The sequence below is a fragment of the Streptomyces sp. NPDC054783 genome (assembly GCF_053611725.1).
The window spans coordinates 1-2,048 of sequence record NZ_JBSHAY010000097.1 but is presented as its reverse complement, the minus strand read 5'-3'; the positions used below and the strand labels follow the sequence as shown (position 1 = coordinate 2,048).

The 2,048-nt window shown below is 67.5% G+C and carries 1 protein-coding gene and 1 pseudogene; one reads left to right on the top strand and one right to left on the bottom strand.

The genetic code is table 11. The features are described 5' to 3' along the window. Nucleotides 1-1,720: 1,720 nt before the first annotated feature. Nucleotides 1,721-1,906 (bottom strand): DUF3761 domain-containing protein, encoded by a 186-nt coding sequence (locus ACWGJ5_RS46490; RefSeq protein ID WP_453315630.1) that lies wholly within the window; start codon nucleotides 1,904-1,906, stop codon nucleotides 1,721-1,723. On the opposite strand from ACWGJ5_RS46490, the pseudogene ACWGJ5_RS46485 reads away from it, so the two are divergent. Continuing rightward, nucleotides 1,821-2,048 (top strand): annotated as a pseudogene (locus ACWGJ5_RS46485) (hypothetical protein); the annotation flags it as partial. The gene ACWGJ5_RS46490 and the pseudogene ACWGJ5_RS46485 overlap by 86 nt on opposite strands.

Here is a 2,048-nt window from a genome sequence, read left to right as displayed (position 1 = left end):
CTGCGGACTCGACACCCTCGTCCTTGGCCACGTTCTCACTGGTCATCGATGCATCTTCCATGATCGGGAGTTACACCGAACGATTTACAGTCCCGGCCCCGGCCGCTTCACCATCCGGGCGTGTGCGGCGCAGATGCTCAGAGTTGCCCTCGTGGAAGACCTCCTGGGGCGCCTCCCCGAACCGCTCCGCGCAGACCTCGATCCAGCCTGTCAACGGCCATTTCGTTCTCCCCGTAGGCGGCCAGGAGTTCGCCCCGCTGTATCAGACGCGTGGGATAGATCGTTCCAAGCTGCCTGCTGACATGCACGCGTGCTCCGTTCGGCGGGATTTGGGTGACGGGTGGCGCAGTGGCGCGTTATGCCCATATGAGCAGAAAACGCAGGCTGCGGAAGCGGCCAGCCTCGGCGGCGTTCGGCCAGTTGCAGGAGCAGTTGGCTCGCGCGGCTGCTGGCTTGGCTCGCAAGTCGCCCCGGAGGGAAGCGAAGCCGGCTGGCGCGGCGAGTGCGGAGCCGGATGACGGTCTTGGTGAGGCGGCGCCGCCCGGTTCTGGCTGAGTCCACTCACCCGCCTTCTCCGAGCCGCCATCGGCTATCAATTCGACCGTCTGCGACGGTGGCGTGCGACGCGGTCGACCTGCACGCCACGCAGCGTGGCGGCCTTCAGCGAGGCCGGACGGGACGGACCGGCGGCCAGGCGCCGTTAGCGCTCGGCGCCGTCGAACCTTTCCCAGCGCGCCGAGCCACGAGAGCGCGCGCAGGAAGAGCGGGCTCGTGCCGCGGTGCAGCGGGCTGCTGAACAGCAGCGCAAGGTCGAGCAACTTCGAGACTGCTACGTTCGGTTGTACGCACAGGATCGCCACCACCGCGACGTGATGCCGGCGTACGCCTACGGGCGACTTCGCCCGGATGATCAAGTACCTCGACGGCGGGCGCTTGCCGGAGTGGATCGCCAAGACCGAGCCCACCGACATGCCAGGACTGCGCAACTTCGCCCGCCACCGGCGTCAGGACCTGAGCCGTGACCGCCGGCCTCGCCACGCGTCGCAACAGCGGACCGATCGAAGGTCACGTCAACCGTAACTTTTAGGTACCTCAAGAGGCAGGGCTACGGCCGCGCGAGCTCCCCGCTGCTGCGTCGCGGCATCCTCCTGGCACCGTGAGCCGGGCCGCCAGTCGGCATACGAGAGACTGGCGGCATGCCTGCCGCCGACGGGCTGCCCTCGCGCAGGCAATGCCGTCGGCGCGCCTCTTGGTGACTCGCCACCGCAACAGTGGGCACCGGGATGCCGCCGAACGACGCAGGTGAACGGTCGCGCGGGGCACGCTTGGGAAGAACTGAGGCGCCGCTGTCGATCCAGCCACGTCCCGTTCGACATCCTGATGTAGGACGCATCGCCATACGAGGAGGCGACAGGACCTGATGAGGGAACACATGGAACCCGCAATCCGGCCGCGCCTCCCTTGATGGCCGCAGCAATGCGGTCTTCTTCGTTGTGGGCCGGTATGAGCACCGCGAGCGTTGAAGGTGGCTTCGGCGGTCTCGGTGAACCGGGGGGCGAGGACGGTGTCGGCGTTACCAGCGACGCGGCCAGCCCGCCGCACCGAACACGTTGACTGTCCTTAGACCTTTACACCAGAGGTGCGCGGCCGGGGACTGAAAGCGTTGCAGGTCGCCTTTTCCGAGTGGTGTGGGGGAGGCGACCTGCGGTGTCGTGGTGGGCTACTTGAACCAGTAGCGGACGCCGTGGTGGTGGGAGCAGGTGCCCTGCGAGTGCCGCGAGTAGGACAGCGAGGCGTCCATGCACTTGGCCGTCTCGTACTTGTCCCTGGGCTTTTGGTGGTGCGTCCAGCCGCAGGCGCCGGTGGTGTGGGGGATGCAGTGGTGGGCGGTGTTGGAGGACGGCAGTGTTGCTGCGGACGCGGCCGGTGCGCTGAAGAAGACACCGGCCAGGGTCGAGGACGACTACCGCTTCCACGACGCCTTCCACCTCGCCCACGCCGCCGTCCTGGGCTGGTCACCCGTCAGCCGCTTCCTCCTTGGCTGCAAA